General features: G+C 72.2%; 22 protein-coding genes. 11 read left to right on the top strand and 11 right to left on the bottom strand.

The genetic code is table 11. The annotated features are described in order from the left end of the window. Window positions 1-49 precede the first annotated feature (49 nt). Window positions 50-1030, bottom strand: a complete 981-nt coding sequence (locus tag ABD254_RS20955) for a LysR family transcriptional regulator (protein WP_344250860.1) — start codon at window positions 1028-1030, stop codon at window positions 50-52. Window positions 1031-1157: 127 nt separating this feature from the next. Here ABD254_RS20955 and ABD254_RS20950 point away from each other — a divergent pair, with 127 nt between their 5' ends. From ABD254_RS20950 to ABD254_RS20915, 8 genes are all read left to right on the top strand, one after another. Then, on the top strand, window positions 1158-2183 hold the full coding sequence (locus ABD254_RS20950; protein WP_344250858.1) for a VOC family protein: 1026 nt from the start codon (window positions 1158-1160) through the stop codon (window positions 2181-2183). 13 nt (window positions 2184-2196) lie between these two features. Further along, on the top strand, window positions 2197-3369 hold the full coding sequence (locus ABD254_RS20945; RefSeq protein WP_344250857.1) for an alpha/beta hydrolase family protein: 1173 nt from the start codon (window positions 2197-2199) through the stop codon (window positions 3367-3369). Beyond that, window positions 3366-4367, top strand: a complete 1002-nt coding sequence (locus ABD254_RS20940) for a cyclase family protein (protein ID WP_344250855.1) — start codon at window positions 3366-3368, stop codon at window positions 4365-4367. Before ABD254_RS20945 ends, ABD254_RS20940 begins: the two co-directional genes overlap by 4 nt. Before the next feature lie 31 nt (window positions 4368-4398). Beyond that, window positions 4399-5538 (top strand): FAD-dependent monooxygenase, encoded by a 1140-nt coding sequence (locus ABD254_RS20935; RefSeq protein WP_344250854.1) that lies wholly within the window; start codon window positions 4399-4401, stop codon window positions 5536-5538. Then, complete coding sequence (locus ABD254_RS20930) at window positions 5535-6569, top strand: fumarylacetoacetate hydrolase family protein (RefSeq protein ID WP_344250852.1); 1035 nt, start codon at window positions 5535-5537, stop codon at window positions 6567-6569. Before ABD254_RS20935 ends, ABD254_RS20930 begins: the two co-directional genes overlap by 4 nt. Then, window positions 6566-7300 (top strand): CoA transferase subunit A, encoded by a 735-nt coding sequence (locus ABD254_RS20925; protein ID WP_344250850.1) that lies wholly within the window; start codon window positions 6566-6568, stop codon window positions 7298-7300. Before ABD254_RS20930 ends, ABD254_RS20925 begins: the two co-directional genes overlap by 4 nt. A gap of 1 nt (window position 7301) precedes the next feature. Beyond that, entirely contained in the window at window positions 7302-7958 is a 657-nt protein-coding gene (locus tag ABD254_RS20920) for a 3-oxoacid CoA-transferase subunit B (RefSeq protein ID WP_344250849.1), read from the top strand. A 404-nt stretch (window positions 7959-8362) separates the two neighbouring features. After that, complete coding sequence (locus ABD254_RS20915; protein ID WP_344250848.1) at window positions 8363-9610, top strand: IS256 family transposase; 1248 nt, start codon at window positions 8363-8365, stop codon at window positions 9608-9610. Here the strand turns inward: ABD254_RS20915 and ABD254_RS20910 are convergent. The 10 genes from ABD254_RS20910 to ABD254_RS20865 form a co-directional block, all read right to left on the bottom strand. Next, complete coding sequence (locus tag ABD254_RS20910) at window positions 9600-10679, bottom strand: site-specific integrase (RefSeq protein ID WP_344250847.1); 1080 nt, start codon at window positions 10677-10679, stop codon at window positions 9600-9602. The two genes, ABD254_RS20915 and ABD254_RS20910, sit on opposite strands and share 11 nt — an antisense overlap. Before the next feature lie 247 nt (window positions 10680-10926). Then, the gene (locus tag ABD254_RS20905; protein WP_344250846.1) at window positions 10927-11286 is read right to left on the bottom strand and encodes a metal-sulfur cluster assembly factor; all 360 of its coding nucleotides are present in this window, start codon (window positions 11284-11286) and stop codon (window positions 10927-10929) included. Window positions 11287-11310: 24 nt separating this feature from the next. After that, window positions 11311-11778: a Fe-S cluster assembly sulfur transfer protein SufU gene (gene sufU / locus ABD254_RS20900; RefSeq protein ID WP_344250845.1), complete on the bottom strand. Its 468-nt coding sequence runs from the start codon at window positions 11776-11778 to the stop codon at window positions 11311-11313. 21 nt (window positions 11779-11799) lie between these two features. Beyond that, window positions 11800-13131: a cysteine desulfurase gene (locus ABD254_RS20895; RefSeq protein WP_344250843.1), complete on the bottom strand. Its 1332-nt coding sequence runs from the start codon at window positions 13129-13131 to the stop codon at window positions 11800-11802. Between the two features lie 25 nt (window positions 13132-13156). Continuing rightward, a complete protein-coding gene (sufC, locus tag ABD254_RS20890; protein WP_344250842.1) occupies window positions 13157-13927 on the bottom strand; it encodes a Fe-S cluster assembly ATPase SufC in 771 nt (256 codons plus the stop codon). 61 nt (window positions 13928-13988) lie between these two features. Then, a complete protein-coding gene (locus tag ABD254_RS20885; RefSeq protein WP_344250841.1) occupies window positions 13989-14336 on the bottom strand; it encodes a non-heme iron oxygenase ferredoxin subunit in 348 nt (115 codons plus the stop codon). A gap of 7 nt (window positions 14337-14343) precedes the next feature. Then, window positions 14344-15576, bottom strand: coding sequence for a Fe-S cluster assembly protein SufD (sufD, locus tag ABD254_RS20880; RefSeq protein WP_344250839.1), 1233 nt, complete (start codon window positions 15574-15576; stop codon window positions 14344-14346). 1 nt (window position 15577) lies between these two features. Continuing rightward, window positions 15578-17041: a Fe-S cluster assembly protein SufB gene (gene sufB / locus ABD254_RS20875; RefSeq protein WP_344250837.1), complete on the bottom strand. Its 1464-nt coding sequence runs from the start codon at window positions 17039-17041 to the stop codon at window positions 15578-15580. Further along, entirely contained in the window at window positions 17038-17802 is a 765-nt protein-coding gene (locus ABD254_RS20870; RefSeq protein ID WP_344250836.1) for a helix-turn-helix transcriptional regulator, read from the bottom strand. Before ABD254_RS20870 ends, sufB begins: the two co-directional genes overlap by 4 nt. A gap of 239 nt (window positions 17803-18041) precedes the next feature. Beyond that, window positions 18042-18677: an HdeD family acid-resistance protein gene (locus ABD254_RS20865; RefSeq protein ID WP_344250835.1), complete on the bottom strand. Its 636-nt coding sequence runs from the start codon at window positions 18675-18677 to the stop codon at window positions 18042-18044. A gap of 56 nt (window positions 18678-18733) precedes the next feature. Here ABD254_RS20865 and ABD254_RS20860 point away from each other — a divergent pair, with 56 nt between their 5' ends. The 3 genes from ABD254_RS20860 (at window position 18734) to ABD254_RS20850 (ending at window position 21592) form a co-directional block, all read left to right on the top strand. Then, a complete protein-coding gene (locus ABD254_RS20860; protein ID WP_344250833.1) occupies window positions 18734-19714 on the top strand; it encodes an ABC transporter ATP-binding protein in 981 nt (326 codons plus the stop codon). Continuing rightward, window positions 19711-20511 (top strand): ABC transporter permease, encoded by an 801-nt coding sequence (locus ABD254_RS20855; RefSeq protein ID WP_344250831.1) that lies wholly within the window; start codon window positions 19711-19713, stop codon window positions 20509-20511. The genes ABD254_RS20860 and ABD254_RS20855 overlap by 4 nt, the downstream gene beginning before the upstream one ends. Before the next feature lie 103 nt (window positions 20512-20614). Next, window positions 20615-21592, top strand: coding sequence for a COX15/CtaA family protein (locus ABD254_RS20850; protein WP_344250830.1), 978 nt, complete (start codon window positions 20615-20617; stop codon window positions 21590-21592). The last annotated feature ends 9 nt before the right edge of the window (window positions 21593-21601 follow it).

Genomic DNA, 21601 nt, shown 5'->3' with positions numbered 1-21601 from the left:
CCTCGTCGCCGTCGGGACCAGGGCGGAGCAGCCCTCGTCGGCACGGTGCCTACCCGCTCCCGGTCACGGACCCCGCCGCCCGCAGGACGACGTCCCGGAGGAACTCGTGCTCCGGGTCGCGGTCGTTGACGGAGTGCCACCACATGGCCTCGACCATGGATCCCAGGTCCACAGTGGCAGGCACGGCGCGCACGCCGGAGTCCGGCGGCAGAAGCCGCGCCAAGCGCTGCTGCAGCAATGCGACCCTGCCGCTGCCGGCCACCAGCGCCGGGATCGTCAGAAAGTGCTCGGTCACCACCGCCACGTGCGGCTCGATGCCGAGCATCCGGAGGCGTCGGGCCGCCGGTGTGGACGCCGTCGGGCCGTGGAACGTCATCACCCACGGCATGGTGCGGAGCTGTTCCTCGGTGAGCTCGTCACCGACGTCGGCATTCGAGTCCGCGACGAGGCACACCCACCGATCGTCGTGCAGGTCTGCGTGCGGCAGGTCGACGAGGAAGCCGTGCGGCATGAGGATGAGGTCCGAGCCCACGAGGACCCGCTCGGCGTCGTCGACGAACCTGGGGCTGCTCGCCGCGAAGTGCACGCGCGCCCTCGGGGCCTCGCACCCGAGGATCTCCACGAGCGCGGCACCGAGCACCGCGACGCTGTAGTCGCTCGCGATGATCGTGAACTCGCGGGTCGAGGAGGCGGGGTCGAAGACAGGCTCGGCCGCGAACACCCGCTCGACGCCTGAAAGCACGGTCCGGGTGCGCTCGCGCAGCTGCTGCGCCAGAGGCGTGAGCACGTACTCGTTGCCGCGACGGCTCAGCAGGCGGTCGTCGAAGTGCCGGCGCAGCTTGGCGAGGGCCGCCGACAGCGCGGGCTGACTCAGGCCCATCTGGTGTGCGGCGCGGGTCACGCTGCGGTTCTGCAGCAGCGCGTCCAACGACACCAGGAGGTTCAGGTCGAGGTTCGCCAGGCGGGTGGATCGCGGCGGACGCCCCGGGTCTTCGCCTCGGCGTGCGTCGGGTCGGTCGTCGGCGGTCACCGGAGCATCCTCGCACCTATCCACGAGGCTGATATCGCCTATCCGCACTTCCGTCTTCCCTGATGGTCGGCGCGGGATGCAGGGTCGTTACCAGGCCGAAGACGACCCGACCCCGAGAGGACGTTCGATGACGAACCTGCTGGCACACCTTGCCCACCTGGAGATCGCCTCCCACGACGTGGCGGCGACGGCTGCCTTCTTCGAGAAGCAGTTCGGGCTGCGCCCGGTGCAGACCGACGACGACGGCACGACCTACCTGCGCTGCTGGGGCGACTACTACCCGTACAGCCTGGTGGTCTCCCCGGGCGCCGAGCCGGCGCTGGTCAACATGGCCTGGCGCACGACCAGCGCCGACGCCCTCGAGGAGGCCGCCGCCCGCGTGCAGGCGAAGGGTGTGGAGGGCGCCTGGCACGACAAGCGCCAGGGCCACGGCCGGTCGTTCCAGTTCACCGGCCCGTACGGCCACACGATGGAGCTGTACTGGGACGTGCCGCAGCACCAGGCGCCCGCGGAGCTGGCGTCGGTGTTCCCCGACCGGCCGGAGCGCCGCAGCTCGCACGCCGCCGCGCCCCGGTTCCTGGACCACGTGACCATCGCGGCGTCCGACGTCAAGGGCTTCGCCGCCTGGTACAGCGAGGTGCTCGGCTTCCGCACGATGGCGTTCACGGAGCTCGACCACGCCGAGATCACGGTGTTCAGCGTGCTGACCACCAACGAGAAGTCGCACGACCTGGGCGTGGTGCTCGACTCGTCGCAGCGGCCCGGCCGCGTCAACCACATCGCGTTCTGGACGGACTCGGTGCAGGAGCTGCTCGTGGCGGCCGACGTGCTCATGGAGAACGGCGCGAGCATCGAGTACGGGCCGTCCATCCACGGCGTCGGTGAGCAGTCGTTCCTGTACTTCCGCGAGCCGGGCGGCATGCGCGTGGAGCTCAACACCGGCGGCTACCGCAACTACGTGCCCGACTGGCAGGCGAACACCTGGAAGCCGTCGCTCGGCTCCAACAGCATCTACCGCAACTCGGCCATGCCGATGTCGATGACGGAGTCGTTCCCGCCGGACGAGGGCCGCCCGACCGCGACCGAGGAGGGAATCGTGCCCGGGACGGAGGACGCGATCCTCAACCCGTACGCGCAGCACGGCCAGGGCTGAGGGAGGGGTCGACGTGTTCCAGTACTTCCCCGGCAACTACGTGTGGAACCTGTCGGTGAACCTCGCCATGGAGATGGGCGGGCGCATCGGCGAGGTGGACACCATCTGTCGCCCGCTGCTCGACGCCGCGGCCCGCGGCGAGGACGCCGGCACGCCGGAGTTCATGGCCGCCTGGGAGCGGCAGGGCGACACCCTGGTGGACCTCGCCGCCGAGGACGAGGCGGCGGGCCGCCTGCTGTCGGCGGGCGAGAAGCTCGGCCGCGCGGCCACGTACTTCCTCACCGGCGAGCGGATGCAGGCCGCGGGCCACGCCCCGCGCGTCGCGCTGTACGCGAAGTTCCGCGACACGTTCGAGCGCGGCGTCGTCCTGGCGGACGAGAACGCCGAGCGGGTCGAGATCCCGTACGCCGGCGCGCACCTGTCCGGCATCCTCACCCACGCCCTGAACCCCGACGGCACCCGCGTCACCGGCCCGGCGCCGCTGCTGATCCAGGTCAACGGCCTCGACAGCACCAAGGAGATGCTCTTCCGCACCGGCCCGGCGGCGAAGCTCGCGGCCCGCGGCGTCGCGAGCCTGTGCCTCGACCAGCCCGGCACGGGCGAGGCCCTGCGCCTGCACGACCTGCACGCGGTCCCCGAGTCCGAGCAGTGGGCGTCCGTGGTGTACGAGCACCTCGCGGCGCGCGACGACTTCGACGCCGAGCGCATCGGCATCCTCGGCGTCTCCCTCGGCGGGTACTACGCCCCGCGCGCCGTCGCGTTCGAGCCGCGTTTCGCGCTCGGCGTCGCGTGGGGCGCCAACCACGACTGGCGCGCCGTGCAGAAGGCACGGCGCGACCGCGAGGGCGAGCGCCCCGTGCCCCACTACTGGGACCACGTGCAGTGGGTGTTCGGCACCCAGGACCTCGACGCCTTCTTCCAGGTGGCCGAGCGCATGCACCTGGACGGCGTGCTCGACCGCGTCCGGGTGCCGTTCCTCGTCACCCACGGCGAGCACGACCGGCAGATCCCGCTGGAGTACGCGCACCGCACGTACGACCAGCTGACGGCCTCCCCCGACCGCGAGCTCGTCGTCTTCACCGACCGCACCGGCGGCACCGCGCACTCCAGCGTGGACAACGGGTCGGTCGCCACGGACGTCATCGCCGACTGGGTCGCCGAGCGCCTGGGCGGGAGGACGAAGTGACGGCCCTCCCACCCGCCGAGCTCGACCGCACCGACCCCGAGGGCGCGATCGCCGCCGCCGCGAAGCGGGTCTCCAACTGGGGGCGGTGGGGCGAGGCGGACGTCAAGGGCACACTCAACCTGATCACCGACGACCACCGGCGCCGGGCGGCGACGCTGGTGCGCCGCGGCCGCAGCTACTCCCTCGCCCAGCGGTTCGACATGGACGGACCGCAGAAGGGCTGGCGGCGGCGCACCAACCCCGTGCACACGATGCTCGACACCGGCACGGACGCCGAGGCGGGGATCCAGGGGTTCCCGCACGGCATGGGCGGCGCGGACGACGTCGTCGCGATGCCGCTGCAGTGCTCCACGCAGTGGGACGGGCTGGGGCACATCTTCGACCACGGCCGCGCGTGGAACGGGCGGCGCGCGGGCGAGGTCGTCACGTCGCTCGGCGACGGCGTCACCGGCATCGAGACGGTGGCCGCCGACCTCGCCGGGCGCGGCGTGCTGCTCGACGTCGGACGGGCGCTAGGCGAGGACGTCGCCGGCACGGGCGGCGAGCTGCCCGACGGCTTCGCCATCACGCCCGAGCACCTGGAGGCGACGATCGCCGCGCAGGGCGCGTCGTCCGAGGTCGGCCCCGGCGACATCCTCGTGGTGCGCACCGGACAGTACGGGCGCGCCCTGCGCGACGGCTGGGGCGAGTACGCCGGAGGTCCGGCGCCCGGGCTGTCGTTCACGACCGCGGACTGGCTGCGCGAGCGCGACGTGGCCGCCGTCGCGACCGACACGTGGGGCTTCGAGGTGCGGCCCAACGAGTTCGACGTCGCGTTCCAGCCGCTGCACCAGGTGGTGATCCCGAACATGGGCCTGTTCCTGGGCGAGATGTGGGCGCTGGAGGACCTCGCGGCAGACTGCTCCGGCGACGGCTCCTACGAGTTCCTGCTGGTCGCGGCGCCGTTGCCCGTCACCGGCGCGGTGGGCGCCCCGCTGAACCCGATCGCGCTGAAGTAGCTCAACCCCTCTTTCGGAAAGTGAGGCGACGATGCCCGCAGTTCGTTCCGTCCTGGTGGTCGGCGGCGGTGCCGCCGGCTGCGCCACCGCCATCCTGCTCGCCCGTGCCGGGGTCGAGGTGGAGGTCGTCGAGGCCCGGCCCGACGTGTCCGCCGTCGGCTCCGGCATCACCCTGCAGGGCAACGCCCTGCGCGTGCTGCGCGACCTCGGAGTCTGGGAGCCGGTGAGCGCCGCCGGCTACGCCTTCGACTCGCTCGGGATCCGCGCGCCCGACCCTGCCGGCTCCCTGGTCGCGCAGATCCCCGACGTGCGCACCGGCGGGCCGGACCTGCCCGCGACGCTGGGGATGCCGCGGCCGGTGCTCGCGCGGCTGCTGCTCGACCGCGCCGCCGAGGTGGGCGCCAAGGTGCGGTTCGGCACCAGCCCCACGCAGCTGCGGCAGGACGCCGCGGGTGTCGACGTGACGTTCTCGGACGGCTCCGACCGCCGCTACGACCTGGTGGTGGGCGCCGACGGCATCCACTCCTGGACGCGCGCGACGATCGGCATCGACACCGCGCCGCGCAGCACCGGCATGGGCATCTGGCGCGTGTACGTGCCGCGGCCCGCCGACGTGGAGCGCACCGACCTCACCTACGGCGGCCGCTGCTACATCGCCGGGTACTGCCCCACCGGCGACGACACCCTGTACGCGTACCTGGTGGAGGACGTGCAGGACCGGTCGGGGCTCACGCCCGCCGAGCAGCTGGCCGTGTTCCGCGACCTCGCGTCGGCGTACGGCGGACCGTGGGACGCCGTCCGCGCCAGCCTCACCGACGACACGCACGTCAACTACGCGCGGTTCGAGTCGCACGTCGTCGACGCGCCGTGGCACCGCGGGCGCGTCGTCCTCGTCGGCGACGCCGCGCACTCCTGCCCGCCCACCATCGCCCAGGGCGCGGCGCAGGGCCTCGAGGACGCCGCCGTGCTGGCGGAGCTGCTGGTGGGCGCCGACCGGCTCGACGACAACCTGCTGGCGCAGTACACCGACCGGCGCCTGCCCCGGGCGCAGGAGGTGGTCGAGGCGTCGGTGCAGATCGCCACGTGGATGCTCGAGCACACGCCGCCGTCCGAGGCGGACGTGCCCGGGCTGATGCGCCGCATCTCGACGCTCGTGACGGAGCGGCCATGAGGTTCGCGCGCTACGAGCGGACCGGGCCCGCCGCGTCCGCCGGACCGACCGCGGCGGCGACGGCCGTCGTCGTCGGCGAGCCCGGCGAGGAGCGACTGCACGACCTGCGCGCCGGGACGACGCTGCTCGACCTCGCCGCGGCCGGGCTCGACGAGGCCCGCGAGGCCGCCGCGTGGGCCGAGCGGTCGTCCCCCGCCGTGCCACTGGACCGGGTGCGGCTGCTGCCGCCGCTGCAACCGCCGTCGGTGCGCGACTTCGTCGCCTTCGAGGAGCACGTGGAGGGCGTGGCGCGCGCCGTCTCCGGGGACGACGGCGGCGTCGTGCCCGAGTGGTACGACGCGCCGACGTTCTACTTCACCAACCCGCACTCGCTGGTCGGCGCGCACGACGACGTCGCCGTGCCGCCCGGCAGCCGCCGGTTCGACTACGAGCTGGAGGTCGCCGTCGTCGTCGGCGCCGCCGGCACCAACCTGTCCGCCGCCGCCGCGCGCGAGCACGTCTTCGGCTACACGATCTTCAACGACTGGTCGGCGCGCGACCTGCAGGGCCGCGAGATGAAGGTGAACCTCGGCCCAGCGAAGGGCAAGGACTCCGCCGCCACGCTCGGCCCGTGGGTGGTCACCGCCGACGAGCTCGAGGAGCACCGCGACGACGACGGGTACCTGGCCCTAGGGCTGCAGGCCTTCGTCGACGGCCGCCGCATCGGGCACGACCTGCTGTCCAACGCCGCGTGGACGTTCGAGGAGATGATCGCGTACGCCTCGCGCGGCACCTGGGTCCGCCCGGGCGACGTACTCGGCTCCGGCACCTGCGGCAACGGCGGCTGCCTCGCCGAGCTGTGGGGCCGGACGGGGCGGCAGGACCCGCCGCCGCTCGCGCCCGGGAACGTCGTGCGGCTCGAGGTGGAGGGCATCGGCACCGTCGAGAACCGCGTCGTCGCCGGCCCGGAGCTCACCGACCTGCCGGTGGTGCCGCGGGCGCGCGACCGCGACCGGCGACGGGCCCGCGTCACGGAAGGAGCCCTCCCGTGACGACCCTCGCTCCCGACGCCCGCGCAGCACTCGACGGCCTGCTGCGCGACGGCATGACGATCGCCGTCGGCGGCTTCGGCCTGTGCGGCGTGCCGTACGAGCTGATCGACGCCGTCCGCGACACCGGGGTCCGCGACCTCACGATCGTCTCCAACAACCTCGGCGTCGACGGGCTCGGCCTCGGCGTGCTGCTCGAGAACGACCAGGTCAGCCGCGTGCTCGCCTCGTACGTGGGCGAGAACAAGCTGTTCGCGCGGCGGTTCCTGGACGGCGAGCTCGACGTCGAGCTGGTGCCGCAGGGCACGCTCGCCGAGCGGCTGCGCGCCGGCGGCGCGGGCATCCCCGCGTTCTACACCCCGACCGGGGTGGGCACGCCCGTCGCGGAGGGCAAGCCCACGATCGACCTCGACGGCCGCACCTACCTGCTCGAGCGCGCGATCCGCGCCGACCTCGCCCTCGTGCACGCCCACACCGGCGACGTCGCGGGGAACCTGCGGTACCGACTGACGGCGCGCAACTTCAACCCCGTCGTGGCCACTGCGGCGCCGGTCACCGTCGCGGAGGTCGAGCACCTTCTCGACCCCGACCGGGACGGGTACCTGGACCCGGACGACGTCGTGACGCCCGGAGTGTTCGTCAGTCGCTTCATGGTCACCGAGCACGACCGTCCCATCGAGAAGCGCACGGTCCGTGACCGTGCGACGGCCGTTGTCGCACTGGAAGGAGCCTGAAATGCCCTGGACCAGGAACGAGATGGCGGCCCTCGCTGCAGCGGAGCTGCGCGACGGGGACTACGTCAACCTCGGCATCGGGATACCGACGCTCGTCGCGAACCACGTGCCCGACGGCGTCCGCGTCACGCTCCAGAGCGAGAACGGCCTGCTCGGGATCGGGCCGTTCCCGGACGGCGGGGACGAGGACGCCGACCTCATCAACGCGGGCAAGCAGACCGTCACCGCTCTGCCGGGCGCCAGCTGCTTCGACGCCGTTACGTCCTTCACCATGATCCGCGGCGGACATGTCGACCTCGCGATCCTCGGCGCCCTCCAGGTTTCCGCGCGAGGAGACCTGGCGAACTGGCAGGTGCCCGGCAGCATGGTCAAGGGCATGGGCGGCGCCATGGACCTGGTCGCCGGGGCGCGGCGCGTCGTCGTGGTCATGGACCACGTCGCCCGCGACGGCAGCCCCAAGATCGTCGAGGAGTGCACGCTGCCGCTCACCGGGATCGGCGTCGTCGATCGGATCATCACAGACCGGGCTGTCCTCGACCTCACACCGGACGGCCTCCTGCTGCACGAGCTCGCGCCCGGGATGTCGGCCGACCACGTCGCCTCGCTGACTGCGGCACCGCTCGCTCTGGTAAAGGACCTACGGGCCGTCCGCGCATGACGAGATGGGCAACCGACCCCCGGACCGGTCGCCGCGATCCCGGGCTCACGGCGCCGGGGCGCGGGCGAAATGGACAGGAACTTGACCCCGTAACGGTCAAGAACGCCGTCGATCTTCAGCCCCCAGGTGGAGGTAACACGGCCGCGTAGACCTCTGGCTCTGGTCCAGGTTCTCCCGATAACTCTTGACACCGGTGACCGTTACCAGAGCGCAATGCCGTCACCGTCTCGTCGCTCGCGGACCGTCCTCGGACGAATGCCGCCCGCTACCGCTCCAGTTGAGTCCCAGATAGTGGTGTAGCGCGGTCGCCAGGGTCGTCGCCGGCATCTTCGGCGAGACGTAGAGCGGCCACCGCGTGATCCGTCGAGTGAACCCTTCACAGCACTCTCGAACGGAGCATCACGATGACCGCACCTGCCATTGTCGACCCTGCCGGCTTGCTTGGCGAGGCCCTCACCGAGGCGTCCCCGGACCTGATGCGGCACGTGCTGCAGACGGTGATCAACGCCCTGCTGTCCGCGGACGCGGACGCGGTCGTCGGCGCGGAGTGGGGTCGACCCTCCCCGGACCGCACGGCGCAGCGCAACGGCTACCGGCACCGGGACCTGGACACCCGGGTCGGCACGTTGGACGTCGCGATCCCTAAGCTGCGCTCCGGAACGTACTTCCCGGAGTGGCTGCTCGAACGCAGGAAGCGGGCGGAGTCCGCGCTGATCACGGTCGTCGCGGACTGCTACCTCGCCGGGGTGAGCACCCGCCGGATGGACAAGCTCGTCAAGCAGCTCGGCATCAACAGCCTGTCCAAGTCGCAGGTGTCCCGGATGGCGGCCGACCTGGACGAGCAGGTGGAGGCGTTCCGCCACCGGCCCCTCGATGAGGCGGGGCCGTTCACGTTCGTTGCCGCGGACGCGCTCACGATGAAGGTCCGCGAGCACGGGCGTGTGATCAACGCGGTGGTGCTCGTGGCCACGGGCGTGAACGGTGACGGGCACCGCGAGGTTCTGGGCATGCGCGTGGCCACCGCCGAGACGAAGACCGCGTGGAATGAGTTCTTCGCCGACCTGGTCGCCCGCGGTTTGGCCGGGGTCCGCCTCGTCACGAGCGATGCGCACGCAGGCCTGGTCGAGGGGATCGCGGCGAACCTGCCCGGGGCGACCTGGCAACGCTGCCGCACCCACTACGCCGCGAACCTCATGAGCATCACCCCGAAGAGCCTGTGGCCCGCGGTCAAAGCGATGCTGCACAGCGTCTATGACCAGCCCGACGCCGCCGCCGTGAACGCCCAGTTCGACCGCCTGCTGGACTACGTGGCGGGCAAGCTGCCGGCGGTGGCCGAGCACCTCGACACCGCCCGCGCGGACATCCTCGCGTTCACCGGGTTCCCGAAGGACGTGTGGACCCAGATCTGGTCCAACAACCCCTCCGAACGGCTCAACAAGGAGATCCGCCGCCGCACCGACTCGGTCGGCATCTTCCCTAACCGCGACGCGATCGTCCGACTCGTCGGCGCGGTCCTGGCCGAGCAGACCGACGAATGGGCCGAAGGACGCCGCTACCTCGGCCTCGAGGTCCTGGCCCGCTGCCGACTCACCACCGTGACCCAGCCGGGAACGGAGGTGAACGACGACCCCGTGCTCGAACTCAGCGCATGACCTCACGAGGATCACCGAGCACTACACCACTACCGGGGACTTGACCCTCCAGGCCGACCTGCACCCTGACACCTTGCCAGTTGTGCTCGACGATCGATGCGTGCAGGACGCCGCCACGCTTGGCTCGAAAGACCATGCCATCTGGCCCTGGGCCCGCGAACTGTTCCAGGTGCTCGCGCAGAATCGGCACTACGAACGACGGAATCGCGACGTCCCGCTTGGAAGCCTTCGTCTTCGGTTCGCCGATCTCGTTGTAGCGTCCTGCCTGCTTGAGGTTGGAGGCGGATCCACGTACAGACACTGAGGCACGCATGGGGTCGTCGAGGTTCAGGTGCCGGCGCTGGAGCGCCCGCAGCTCGCCATTGCGCAACCCGGTGACCGCGGCCAGGGGGACCAAGGCGGCCAGGTAGCCCGGCATGAGTTCCGTCATCTGCCACATCTGCTCGGGCGTGAGCACGACCGGGTCATGGACCGCCTCGTACCGCAGTGCCCCTTTGACCTTCGTGGGCGTGGCGTCAAGGAGCTCGTGGTCCACGGCGTCGTTGAGGATCGACGAGAGCACTTGGTATGCCGCGAACGCCGCTCCGCGCCCATCGTGCTTCTCATTCCCACGACGGTGACGTGCACGCGCCTCCCGAGCGACCTGCGCGCGGAGCTCCGTGTACCAGTTGGTGACGTCGAGCCTCGTCAGCTGGGCGAGCGGGATGTCACCCAGTCCGGGCGCGATCCATTTCCTGAGGTTGTACTCGTAGCGGTACCTCGTGGACGGGCGGAGCTTCTTGCCGTCGATGGATCGTCGCGCCCATTCGCTCACAGTGATAGCTCGGGCCTGAGCCTGTCGGGCCTCGGCCTCGCGCACTCTAGGCGACTTCCACTGGCCGCGCTCGATGAGGATGCGCTCGTCGTTGAGCCATGCTTCGGCGGCCATCTTGTCGGCGAACACCCGCGAGTGCCGAGCGAAGTCGGGCCCGGTGTAGCGCGCCCGCCACCCGGTGGTCTTCTTCGTCTTGGCGTTCTTGCGGGCTTCCAGTTCGCCGAACGTGCGCTTCTGTCCGGACTTGTGTGCCATGGGCGGTCCTCCACCCATCAGGTGTCCCGCCGCCCCCATCTCGGTGGGGGGAACGCGCGCACGCCCACACGCCACTTCAGAGGGCCGACCTGCGCAGACGTCCCGAATCTCATGGGGGAACAGTGGGGGAACGGGTGGCCCCTCGGGGCCACCCAGGTCCATCTGTGTCCACCCAGCGATTTCGGGAAATCGCAGGCCAGACGGTGTTTCTGCCGGTCATCCGACCGGCCGAAGCACCGAACCTCCTTTAGACGTTGAAGCCGAGCATCCGCAGCTGCTCGCGACCCTCGTCGGTGATCTTCTCGGGCCCCCACGGCGGCATCCAGACCCAGTTGATACGGAAGCCGTCGACGATGCCCTCGAGCGCCTGCGCGGACTGGTCCTCGATGACGTCGGTCAGCGGGCACGCCGCCGAGGTGAGCGTCATGTCGATGGTGGTGTGGTTGTTCTGGTCCACCTGCACGCCGTAGACGAGGCCCAGGTCGACGACGTTGATGCCCAGCTCGGGGTCGATGACGTCGCGCAGTGCCTCCTCGACGTCGGCGGCCGTCGTGGGCGACGGCGCCGCGGCGGGCGGGGCGACCTCGTCGGTCGTGTTCTCGGTCATCATTCCTCCGGGTGTCGGTCCAGGTCAGTGTGCCAGCGCGCCGCTGCGCGCCAGCGAGTCCTTGAGCGCCGCCCAGCCGAGCAGCGCGCACTTGATGCGGGCGGGGTACTGCGAGACGCCGGTGAACGCCGTCGCGTCGCCGAGCGCGTCCTCGGCGTCGTCGTCGCCCAGGCCCTTGCCGCGCGAGCCCATCAGGTCGTGGAAGACGGCGTCCAGCCGGGCGACCTCGTCGAGGTCCCGCCCCGTGACGAGCTCCGTCATCACCGACGCCGACGCCTGCGAGATGGAGCACCCCTGGCCCTCCCACGAGACGCCGCTGACGGAACGACCGTCGACGTCGACCCGCAGCGTGATCTCGTCGCCGCAGGTCGGGTTCACCTGGTGCGACTCGCCGCCGAGGTGCCCGGCGGCCACGTCGACCAGCCCCCGGCCGTGCGGGTGCTTCGCGTGATCCAGGATCACCTGCTGGTACATCTGCTCGAGCGCGCTCACTACTGTCCTTCCCGCCTGCCGTCAGTCCACACCGAAGAACGCTCGCACACCCGCCAGGGCTTCCCGGAACGCGGCGATCTCGTCCGTGGTGGTGTAGACGGACGCCGAGGCGCGTGCCGTGGCCGCGACGCCGAAGCGCCGGTGCAGCGGCTGGGCACAGTGGTGGCCCACCCGCACGGCGATGCCGCGGTCGTCGAGCACCTGACCGACGTCGTGCGCGTGCACGCCGTCGACGACGAACGACACCACGGCGAGCCGGTCGCGCACGTCGGCCGGGCCGACGATCCGCACCCCCGGGATCTCGCCGATCCGCACGAGCTCCGACGCCAGCTCGCGCTCGTGCGCGGCGACGGCGTCCATCCCGAGCTCGTCGAGCCACCGCGCCGCGACGCCCATGCCGACGGCCTGGGCGACCATCTGCGTGCCGGCCTCGAACCGCTGCGGCGGCGGGGCGTACGTCGTCGCCTCCATCGTGACGACCTCGACCATCGACCCGCCCGTCGTCACGGGCGGCATCGCCTCGAGCAGCTCACGGCGACCGTACAGCGCGCCGACGCCGGTGGGGCCGAGCATCTTGTGCGCGCTGAACGCCGCGAAGTCCACCCCGAGCGCGTGCAGGTCCAAGGGCAGGTGCGGCACCGACTGGCACGCGTCGAGCACGGTCAGCGCCCCCACCCGGCGGGCCGCGGCCACGATCTCGGCGACCGGCGCGATCGCACCCGTCACGTTCGACACGTGCCCGAACGCGACCATGCGGGTGCGCCCGGTGATGACGGTGTCGACGTCGGACAGGTCGATGCGGCCCTCGTCGTCGACGCCGAACCAGCGCAGGACGGCGCCCGTACGGGCGCACAGCTCCTGCCACGGCACGAGGTTGGCGTGGTGCTCGGCCTCGGTGACGACGATCTCGTCCCCGGGGGCGAGCCGGAACCGCTCGGCCGCCGCTCCCCCGCGCCCGGCCGTCGCGTTCGCCAGCGCGTAGGCCACGAGGTTGAGCGCCGCCGTCGCGCCGGGCGCCCAGACGATCTCGCCCTCGTCGGCGCCGACGAACGCCGCCACCGCCGACCGGGCGTCCTCGAACGCCTCGGTCGCCTCCTCGGCGAGCTGGTGCGCGCCGCGGTGCACGGCCGCGTTGCGCTGCTCGTAGAAGTCGACCTCCGCCTCCAGGACGACGTTCGGCTTCTGCGAGGTCGCCGCGGAGTCGAGGTAGACCAGCGGGCGACCACCGCGCACCGTGCGCCCGAGCAGCGGGAAGTCCGCCCGCACGGCGGCGAGCTCCGCGGCGCTGAACGCCGCAGGCGCGCTCGCCGTGGTCGTCGCCCCCGTGGGGCGCACGGTGCCGGTGGTCGTCATGGTCCTCCTCGGGAGCAGCCGCTCGTCAGGCCGACATCGTCGCGCCGGTGCCGACGTACCGGTCGTAGCCCTCGTCCTCGAGCCGCTCGGCGAGCTCGGGGCCGCCCTCCTCGGCGATCTTGCCGTCGACGAAGACGTGCACGAAGTCGGGCTTGATGTAGCGCAGGATGCGCGTGTAGTGCGTGATGAGCAGCACGCCCACGTCGGTGTTGTCCTTGGCGCGGTTCACGCCCTCGGAGACGACGCGCAGGGCGTCGACGTCGAGGCCGGAGTCGGTCTCGTCGAGGATCGCGAAGTGCGGCTTGAAGAGCTCCATCTGCAGGATCTCGTGGCGCTTCTTCTCGCCGCCGGAGAAGCCCTCGTTGACGGAGCGCTCGGCGAAGGCCGAGTCGATGCGGAGGTTCGCCATCGCGCCCTTGACCTCCTTGCCCCACGTCCGCAGGGCGGGCGCCTCGCCGTCGATGGCGGTCTTGGCGGTGCGCAGGAAGTTCGCCACCGACACGCCGGGCACCTCGACCGGGTACTGCATGGCGAGGAACAGGCCGGCGCGGGCGCGCTGGTCGACGGTCATCGCGAGGACATCCTCGCCGTCGAGCGTGATGCTGCCAGCGGTCACCTGGTACTTGGGGTGGCCGGCGATGGCGGAGGCGAGGGTGGACTTGCCGGAGCCGTTCGGGCCCATGATGGCGTGCGTCTCGCCCGAGTTGATGGTCAGGTCGACGCCGCGCAGGATCGGCTTGGCGCCTTCCTTGGTCTCGACGCTGACGTGCAGGTCGCGGATCTCCAGGGTGGGCATTCTCAGTTTCTCCAGGTTTCGTGTCGTGGTCTCGACAGGCTCGACCACCGGGATCAAGGGGTCAGGACGCGACGGCCAGCGGCTCGTCGACGTCCACCAGGACGCGGTCGCCGTCCACGGTCACCGGGTAGACCGGGACCGGCTGGGTGGCGGGCAGCTGCACCGGCCGGCCGGTCCGCAGGTCGAACTGCGAGCCGTGCAGCCAGCACTCGACGAGGCAGCCCTCCACCTCGCCGTCGGACAACGAGACGGCGCCGTGCGAGCAGACGTCCGACAGCGCGTGGAACGCGCCGTCGGCATCGCGCGCGAGCGCGACCGGGACGCGGGCACCGTCGGCAGTGTCGAGCTCCACGAGCATCGCCTCCTCCGGGGCCAGGTCGCCTGTCATGCAGGCCAGCTGCTGGGTCATCGCGCGCTCACTCCGCGGGCTCGGCCGCGACGCCGGTGATGACGCTCATCGACTTCTCCAGCTCGGCCTCGATCGACGCGAGCAGGCGCTCCTCGACCGACGGGACGCCGATCTCGTCGATCAGCTCGGCGAAGAAGCCGCGCACCACGAGCCGACGGGCGTCGACCTCGGGGATGCCGCGGGCCATGAGGTAGAAGAGCTGCTCGTCGTCGAACCGGCCGGTGGCGGACGCGTGGCCCGCGCCGGCGATCTCGCCGGTCTCGATCTCCAGGTTCGGCACCGAGTCGGCCCGCGCGCCGTCCGTGAGGACGAGGTTGCGGTTGAGCTCGTAGGTGTCCGTGCCCGACGCCTCGGCCTGGATGAGTACGTCGCCCACCCACACCACGTGCGCGCCGGCGCCCTGCAGGGCGCCCTTGTAGGTGACGCGCGACTTGCAGTTCGGCACCGCATGGTCGACGAAGAGCCGGTGCTCCTGGTGCTGGTCGGCGTCGGCGAAGTACAGGCCGACCATCTCGACGTCCCCGCCCTCGCCCGTGAAGGTCGCGTCCGGGGTGAGGCGCACGACGTCGCCGCCGAACGTCACCACGACGTGCTTGAGCTTCGCGTCGCGGCCGATGCGGGCCCGGTGGCTGGAGGCGTGCACCGCCCCGTCGGCCCAGTCCTGCACCGTGACCAGCGTGAGGTGGGCGCCGTCGTCGACGACGACCTCGACCGTCTGGTTGAGCGTCGCGTCCCCGCGGTGGTCGATCACGACGACCGACTCGGAGTGGTGCTCGGCGTGCACGAGCAGGTGCGCCGCGGTGGGGTCCTTGGTCACGCCCTCGATCCGCACGGACGTCACGTCGGAGGCGACGGCCTCGGCCGGGATCGTCACGACGGTCGCCTCGGCGAACCCGTTCCACGCGGTGACGGCGGTGCGGTCCCCCGGCTTGCCGGTGGTGCCCAGGCGCGCGTCGTCGCGGCCGACGATCTCGACGTTGACCTCCGGCGCCTCGACGACCGTCGTGAGGACGCCGCCGGCGCCCAGCTCGTCGGCGAACAGCGGCTGGAGCCTCGCGACCGGCGAGAACCGCCACTCCTCCTCGCGCCCGGTGGGCACGGGGATGTCGGCGAGGTCGAACGACGTGACGCGCTCGGCCCGCGAGCCCTGCGGCACGACACCCTGCCCGAAGGCGTGGGAGTGGGCGCCGTCGGCCACGGCGCGCGAGTGGTCCGTGGTGATCTCAGAAGTTGCAGTCATTTCAGCCGACGGACCCTTCCATCTGCAGCTCGATGAGGCGGTTGAGCTCGAGCGCGTACTCCATGGGCAGCTCGCGCGCGATGGGCTCGACGAACCCGCGCACGATCATGGCCATCGCCTCGGTCTCCTCCATGCCCCGGGACATGAGGTAGAACAGCTGGTCCTCGCTCACCCGCGAGACCGTCGCCTCGTGCCCCATGGACACGTCGTCCTCGCGGACGTCGACGTACGGGTAGGTGTCGGACCGGGAGATCTGGTCGACGAGCAGCGCGTCGCACAGCACCGTCGACGCCGAGTGCGCGGCGCCCTCGAGCACCTGCACCAGGCCGCGGTACGACGTGCGGCCGCCGCCGCGGGCCACCGACTTGGACACGATGGAGCTCGACGTGCGGGGCGCGGCGTGCACCATCTTGGCGCCGGCGTCCTGGTGCTGGCCCTCGCCCGCGAAGGCGATGGACAGCGTCTCGCCCTTGGCGTGCTCGCCCAGCAGGTAGATCGCCGGGTACTTCATCGTCACCTTGGAGCCGATGTTCCCGTCGACCCACTCCATGGTGGCGCCCTCGGCGGCCGTGGCGCGCTTGGTCACCAGGTTGTACACGTTGTTCGACCAGTTCTGGATCGTCGTGTAGCGCACGCGGGCGTTCTTCTTCACGACGATCTCGACGACGGCGGAGTGCAGCGAGTCGCTCGAGTAGATCGGCGCGGTGCAGCCCTCGACGTAGTGCACGTACGAGCCCTCGTCGGCGATGATCAGCGTCCGCTCGAACTGGCCCATGTTCTCCGTGTTGATGCGGAAGTAGGCCTGCAGCGGGATCTCGACGTGCACGCCCGGCGGCACGTAGACGAACGACCCACCCGACCACACGGCCGAGTTCAGCGCGGCGAACTTGTTGTCGCCGGCCGGGATGACGGTGCCGAAGTACTCCTGGAAGAGCTCCGGGTGCTCGCGCAGCGCGGTGTCCGTGTCGAGGAAGATGACACCCTGCTTCTCGAGCTCCTCGTTGATCTGGTGGTAGACGACCTCGGACTCGTACTGGGCCGCGACGCCGGCGACGAGGCGCTGCTTCTCCGCCTCGGGGATGCCGAGCTTGTCGTAGGTCTCCTTGATGTCCTCGGGCAGGTCCTCCCAGCTGGCGGCCTGCTTCTCCGTGGAGCGCACGAAGTACTTGATCCGGTCGAAGTCGATCCCGGTGAGGTCGGCGCCCCAGCTCGGCATCGGCTTCTTGCCGAACAGCCGCAGCGCCTTGAGGCGCAGCTTCGCCATCCACTCGGGCTCGTCCTTCAGCGCCGAGATGTTCTTGACGACGTCCTCGTTCAGGCCGCGCTGCGCGATCGCGCCGGCGTCGTCCTTGTCGTGCCAGCCGTACTCGTAGCCACCGATCGAGGCGATGATCTCGTCATCGGACCGCTTGTCGGGACGCTGCTCGCCAACCGCCTGGGCGGCGTCCTGCGTCGGAGCGCTCATCGTGTTCCTTCCTGCGTGCCGCCGGGGCGGGCAGCGGGGGTGGGGGTGGTCGGGGGGATCGGGACGTTGGTGACGCAGGCGTGCGCGCCGCCCGCGATCGTGGCCAGCCGCTGGACGTGGGTGCCGAGCAGCTCGGAGAAGGCCCTCGCCTCCGCCTCGCAGAGCTCGGTGAACTCCTCGGCGACGTGCTGCACCGGGCAGTGGCCCTGGCACAGCTGCACCGTCGGGACCACGGGTCCGACCGGCCGGACGGAGGCGGCGTAGCCGTCGGTGTCCAGCAGCTGGGCGAGCTGTTCGGCCCGCTCGGCCGGGGTCGTCGCGGTCAGGCGCGGCTCGTACCGACGGACGACGGCGTCGTAGCGCTCGGTGGCGAACCGTGCGACGGCGTCGGAGCCGCCCGTGGCGCGCAGGTGGCGCATCACCTGCGCCGCGAGCTCGGAGTAGCCGCCCGCGAGGACGGACTGGCCCCGCGTGCTCACGACGTAGCGGCGCGCGGGGCGCCCGCGACGGCCGGCCGCCGGGCCGGCGTCATGCACCGTGATGGTGCCGTCCTCCTCCAGCACGGCGAGGTGCCGGCGAACGGCAGCGGAGGTCAGGCAGAGGGTCGCGGCCAGCTCGGTGGCCGTGACCGGCCCCTCGGTGGCGACGAGCTCGAGCACCCTGCGGCGGGTGGTGCCGTCGGCGTCCCCGGGCGGCGTGTCGGCGAGCGACGGCGGGGCGATGTCGGCCGCAGCGCTGATCGCGGTCTGCGTCGTGGTCACGGTCACCCCCCCGGGCTCGTCCTGCTCGGCTCCTGAGTCTCGGCGGCTCACCCGAGGGCAGACTTCACCCTGGGCAGCATCGTCGATATAGAGAACATCCTTGTTGCGTAATCCAGGATGTCAAGCAAGGCAAGCCTCACCCCGGGCCGCGAGCCAGGCGGGTTCGCGGCCCCAGGGCGGCGGGGTGTCGCCGATGTCACTCGTCGCAGACCCCGTCGCCGGGAGTCACGCGTCGAGGGTCACTCGTCGACGACCTCCCCCTCGATGACCTCGCCCGGGCGGGTCGGGGGGCCGCCCGCGGCCGCCTGCGCGCCGAGCGACCGCAGCTTGAACCCGAGCGCGATCATCGCGACGCCGATCACGACGGCGAACACGCCGATCACCACCGACAGGCCCACGATCGCGCTGCTCGGGTTGGCGAAGCACACCACCGCGAGCGCGATCAGGAGCAGGCCCGCGATCAGGTTCCACACCCACGACGCGCCCCCGCGCTTGCGCATGGCGGGCACCACGAACAGCTGCAGCGCCCCGAGCAGAAGCGCCCAGATCGCGACGAGGAACAGGACGATCCCGAGGAAGACCTCGGGCAGCAGGAGCAGCAGCGCCCCGAAGACGAGGGCGACGACGCCGACGCCGGAGTTCACCGAGCCCGCCGACGTCCCCCGGCGCCGCAGGCCGTCCACCAGGCTCACCACGCCGTCCACCAGCACGAAGACGCCGAAGACCTGCACGAGCAGCCCCGGCGTCTTGTCGGGCAGGAAGATCGCCAGCAGGCCGAACAGCAGTGCGAGCACGCCGCGCACGACCGGCCAGTACCAGATGCGCCGCGCGAGGGCCGCGACGTCCTGGGGCGGCGTGAACGTGTAGAAGGTCATGATCTCTCCCTGCTTCCTCCGGCTTGTCCGGTACGGCGACTCCGTAGAATCCTCCGGTGCCCACCTCCATCGCGCCATCCGGCGACGCCGGGACCAGCCACGGCGCCGTCGTCGTGCGCGACCTCGTCAAACGGTACGGCGGCCGCCCGGTCGTCGCCGGGCTCGACCTCGTCGCTCACCCGGGCGAGGTGACCGCCGTCCTCGGGCCGAACGGCGCGGGCAAGACCACGACCGTCGAGTGCTGCGAGGGCCTGCGCACCCCCGACGGCGGGACGGTGCGCGTGCTCGGCCTCGACCCGGCGGCCGACGCCCGGGCCCTGCGGCCCCGGGTGGGCGTGATGCTGCAGGACGGCGGCCTGCCGACCGGAGCCCGCGCCGGCGACGTGCTGCGGCACGTCGCGGCGATGTACGCGGCGCCCCGCGACATCGGCGAGCTGAGCGAGCGGCTCGGCATCTCGACGTTCGCCCGCACCACCGTCCGGCGCCTGTCCGGCGGACAGCGCCAGCGCCTCGCTCTGGCCGCCGCCGTCGTCGGCCGTCCCGAGGTCGTCTTCCTCGACGAGCCGAGCGCCGGGATGGACCCGCAGAGCCGGCGCGCCGTGTGGGACCTGGTGCGCGAGCTGCGGGCCGACGGCGTCGCCGTCGTCCTCACCACGCACCTCATGGACGAGGCCGAGGACCTCGCCGACCACGTGCACGTCGTGGACCACGGTCGGGTGATCGCCTCCGGGACGGTGCGCGAGCTGCTCACCGCCCGGTCCGAGGACGGGGCCGACGACGGCGCGGGCACGGTGCGGCTCGACGCGGCGCCCGGGCTCGACCCGGTGGCGCTCGCCGCGGCAATGCCCGGCACCGGGTGGTCGGCGACGGCCGACGAGCCGGGGTCCTACGTCCTGTCCGGGCCGACCGACCCGCGCGCGCTCGCGGCCCTCACCGCCTGGCTGGCCGACCGCGACGTCCTGGTCCAGCGCCTCACCGTGGGGCGGCGCACGCTGGAGGACGTCTTCCTCGACCTGACGGGACGGCACCTGCGATGAGCCATACCCCCACCGACGCGCCGCACCCCGCGGACGGACCCCTGCCGCGGGTCGGCGCCGCCCCCGCCTGGCGCCGCGTCGCCGCGCAGGTGGGCTTCGAGACCCGCGCGATCCTGCGCAACGGCGAACAGCTCCTCGTGACGATGGTGCTGCCCCTGCTGCTCCTGGTCGGCCTGGTGCGCACGAGCATCATCGAGCTCGACACCGGCGGCCTGTCCCGGGTGGACTTCGTGACTCCCGGCGTCCTCGCCCTGGCCTGCGTGTCCACGGCGTTCACGTCGCAGGCGATCGCGACCGCGTTCGACCGCCGCAACGGCGTGCTGCGGCTGCTGGCGACCACTCCCCTGGGCCGCGGCGGGCTGCTCGCCGGCAAGGTCGGGGGCGTGCTGGCGGTCGAGGCCGTGCAGGCCGTCGCCATCGGCGCGGTCGCGCTCGCGCTCGGGTGGCGGCCCGCGGCCGGCGGCATCCTCCCGGCGATCGCCGTCGGGCTCCTCGGCACCGCCGCGTTCACGGCGCTGGCCCTCCTGATCGCCGGGACGCTGCGGGCGGAGGGCGTGCTCGCCGTCGCGAACCTGGTCCTGGTCCTGCTCGTGGTCGGCGGCGGGCTGCTGGTGCCGCCCGACCAGCTCCCCGGGCCGCTCGCGCACCTGGCCGCGTACCTCCCGTCCGGCGCCCTCGGCGAGGCGATGCGCGGCGCGCTGCAGGGCACGGGCGTGCCCGCCGTGGCCGTGGTCGTGCTCGCCGCGTGGACGGCGGTGCTGGCCTGGGCGGCCGCCCGGTTCTTCCGCTGGCAGTGACGTCGGCGGTCCCTCGCCGCCGGCCTGCGGGCGGGCCAAGGTCACACTCCCGCCCCCGCCCGAGGCGCGGGAACGCGCGCCTGCGGGCGATAGCGTGGACCCCGTGACCTCGCCGAGCCCCGCCGTGCGCCCCGCCTCCGACGCCGCTCCCGGCACCGGGTCCGGCCGGCCCGACCGCCTCGCCCGGTTCCGCCCCTGGACCCGCGGCGTCCTGCTGGCCAACGTCATCGGCCAGATCCTCATCATCGGCACGGGCGGCGCGGTGCGCCTCACCGACTCCGGTCTCGGCTGCTCGACCTGGCCCAACTGCGAGCCCGGTCAGTTCACCCCCGCGTTCCACACGGCGTCGACCATCCACCCCTACATCGAGTTCGGGAACCGCACCCTGGCGTTCGTGCTCGGCGTCGTCGGCCTCGCGGTGCTCCTGCTCGTGTGGACCGACCGCACCCGCGCGCGCCCGTACCGCGCGCTCGGCATCGTGCCGCTCGCCGGCGTCGTCGCCCAGGCCGTCATCGGCGGCGTGGTCGTGCTGCTCGACCTGCACCCCGGCTGGGTGTCGCTGCACTTCGGGGTCTCGGCCGCGCTCGTGTGGGTCAGCGCGTACCTGCTGCGCCGCCACGGGGAGGGCGATGGCCCGCCGTCGCCTGTCGGCCCGAGGACCGTCACCGCGGTCGGGGCCCTGCTCGGTCTCCTGCTGATCCCCGTCGTGACGCTGGGTGTGCTCGTGACGGGTGCCGGGCCGCACTCCGGGGACACCGAGGTGGGCTACCGCCTGGCGCTCGACCCGCTGACGATGACCCGCGCCCACTCCGCGTCGGTGTGGCTGTTCGGACTCACGCTCGTGACCCTGCTGGTGCTCCTGCACCGCCTCCGGGGCCCCCGATGGGACGCTAGCCACGTCGGCACCGCCCGTCGCGCCGCGTGGCTGCTGCTCGGCGTCACGCTCGCCCAGGGCCTGATCGGCTACGTGCAGTACTTCACGGGCCTGCCGGAGATCCTCGTCGGCCTCCACCTGGTCGGCGCGGGCTGCCTCACCTGGGCCACCGCGAACGCGGTGCTGCGGCTGCGCACCCGCGCCTGACCGCACCCG

Origin of the sequence: Isoptericola hypogeus, assembly GCF_039531145.1 — a bacterium.
In the GTDB taxonomy this organism is placed as follows: domain Bacteria; phylum Actinomycetota; class Actinomycetes; order Actinomycetales; family Cellulomonadaceae; genus Isoptericola; species Isoptericola hypogeus.
The sequence above is the reverse complement of the archived record's forward strand: the minus strand, read 5'-3'. Positions and strand labels throughout refer to the sequence as shown.

What these genes read in the sequence shown, in the direction of transcription:
- ABD254_RS20950 (WP_344250858.1), top strand. Translation starts at nt 1,158, where the DNA reads ATGACGAACCTGCTGGCACACCTTGCCCACCTGGAGATCGCCTCCCAC.
- ABD254_RS20935 (WP_344250854.1), top strand. Translation starts at nt 4,399, where the DNA reads ATGCCCGCAGTTCGTTCCGTCCTGGTGGTCGGCGGCGGTGCCGCCGGC.
- ABD254_RS20930 (WP_344250852.1), top strand. Translation starts at nt 5,535, where the DNA reads ATGAGGTTCGCGCGCTACGAGCGGACCGGGCCCGCCGCGTCCGCCGGA.
- ABD254_RS20920 (WP_344250849.1), top strand. Translation starts at nt 7,302, where the DNA reads ATGCCCTGGACCAGGAACGAGATGGCGGCCCTCGCTGCAGCGGAGCTG.
- ABD254_RS20915 (WP_344250848.1), top strand. Translation starts at nt 8,363, where the DNA reads ATGACCGCACCTGCCATTGTCGACCCTGCCGGCTTGCTTGGCGAGGCC.
- ABD254_RS20910 (WP_344250847.1), bottom strand. Translation starts at nt 10,679, where the DNA reads ATGGCACACAAGTCCGGACAGAAGCGCACGTTCGGCGAACTGGAAGCC.
- ABD254_RS20905 (WP_344250846.1), bottom strand. Translation starts at nt 11,286, where the DNA reads ATGACCGAGAACACGACCGACGAGGTCGCCCCGCCCGCCGCGGCGCCG.
- ABD254_RS20895 (WP_344250843.1), bottom strand. Translation starts at nt 13,131, where the DNA reads ATGACGACCACCGGCACCGTGCGCCCCACGGGGGCGACGACCACGGCG.
- sufC (WP_344250842.1), bottom strand. Translation starts at nt 13,927, where the DNA reads ATGCCCACCCTGGAGATCCGCGACCTGCACGTCAGCGTCGAGACCAAG.
- ABD254_RS20885 (WP_344250841.1), bottom strand. Translation starts at nt 14,336, where the DNA reads ATGACCCAGCAGCTGGCCTGCATGACAGGCGACCTGGCCCCGGAGGAG.
- sufD (WP_344250839.1), bottom strand. Translation starts at nt 15,576, where the DNA reads ATGACTGCAACTTCTGAGATCACCACGGACCACTCGCGCGCCGTGGCC.
- sufB (WP_344250837.1), bottom strand. Translation starts at nt 17,041, where the DNA reads ATGAGCGCTCCGACGCAGGACGCCGCCCAGGCGGTTGGCGAGCAGCGT.
- ABD254_RS20865 (WP_344250835.1), bottom strand. Translation starts at nt 18,677, where the DNA reads ATGACCTTCTACACGTTCACGCCGCCCCAGGACGTCGCGGCCCTCGCG.
- ABD254_RS20855 (WP_344250831.1), top strand. Translation starts at nt 19,711, where the DNA reads ATGAGCCATACCCCCACCGACGCGCCGCACCCCGCGGACGGACCCCTG.